The sequence below is a fragment of the Clostridioides sp. ZZV14-6153 genome, from assembly GCF_020657855.1.
Lineage (GTDB): Bacteria > Bacillota > Clostridia > Peptostreptococcales > Peptostreptococcaceae > Clostridioides.
The window spans coordinates 1-1392 of the sequence record NZ_JAGWCZ010000043.1; the positions used below are offsets into that span (position 1 = coordinate 1).

General features: G+C 28.3%; 2 protein-coding genes. Both read right to left on the reverse strand.

Annotated elements, in window-relative coordinates:
- Window positions 1-504: hypothetical protein (locus KGF46_RS19690; protein WP_227841511.1), on the reverse strand; the 504-nt coding region annotated here is incomplete at its 3' end.
- Window positions 505-583: 79 nt separating this feature from the next.
- Window positions 584-1392: amidase domain-containing protein (locus KGF46_RS19695; RefSeq protein WP_227841512.1), on the reverse strand; the 809-nt coding region annotated here is incomplete at its 5' end.

Below are 1392 nucleotides of genomic sequence, written 5' to 3' on the forward strand. Positions count from 1 at the left end.
TATTGTTGCAGACATAATCTTCCAAGAATCACCTATTTTAGTAAGATAAATATCATATTCATTTCCTGCAGAAGCATTATTTTCTATTTTATCCTCTAAATTATAAGAAAAAGTTTCTGATACGTATAAATTAACATTAACAATATTACTATTCTTTGTTATATTTTTAAAATCAAAGGTATACTCTGTATTGATCACTTTATAAGCTTGATTGTCATTATTAGCCTTTTTTAAATCATTTCTAGCTTTTAAGTATTCTTTGAAACCATCAGAGCCTACATTTGAAAAATTGTTTTTTCCGCCATTGAAATTATAATCCTCTTTTACAAATATCTCTACTACCTTTTTTATAGAATTTTTATCATTTTCATTGAGTTCATTCTCAATTATTTGATTTTCTATTTCTTTAGAAATAGAATTTTTGTTATTTATAATAAATAGAATTCCTATAACAAGAAAAACAACTAAAACAAGAAAGACTATTTTTTTCAATACATTAGACATTAGATTTCCTCCTATAATAATTATTTGATAAATTAGAAAATAAAAACGGATTAAATTATAATTTAATCCGTTCTATTTTCTAATTTAAAGTTGTTAAATGAACATAAGATCTATCATATTGACTTGAAGGAGCTGCTGTATTAATAGGAACCATCCATCTATCAGCAGTATGACTTGCTATTTTAAAATTAGAACCTGGCCCAACTACTATATATGTATGAAACCATGTCCCATTATGTATAAAAGTTAAATCACCTAGTTGAAGAGTAGAACCATATTCGATTGCATGTCCTCCAGGACCTCTATAACCATTTTCATTTCTAACAACAAACGCTCTTAAATAATGTGCTTGAGCCCATGCATCTCCATAAGTTGGTTGTATATGTATTGAATCTGGTTCTAATGACCAAGTTCTATTTTTCCCATCTATTTTTATAGAATGACTCTTATCAGCTCTTGCACCAGCTTTTCTCAGTGCTTGAGATGCATAATTTGCACAATCAGCTTTAAATGAAAGATAGTTAGGATTACGTCTACTTTCTCTATAGGCATATGCATAGTCATAAATAGCTTGACGTTGGCTACTAGTTATAGCTCCAAGTTTCGGAGTACTCTCTTCCTTTAAGTTTGGATCTACATCTTCTAAAGATACTGGAGGTTCAGAAGATATATTAACCTTTAATTCTTCAATCTTATCTAACATTTTTTTTAGATTATCTTTTCTTGTATTAGCATCAATCTTATTTTTTTGTACATATCCAAATTCTTGATTTACATCAAAGAAACAATCTATTGGATCCACACCTACATCTATTGTTGCAGACATAATCTTCCAAGAATCACCTATTTTAGTAAGATAAATATCATATTCATTTCCTGCAGAAGCAT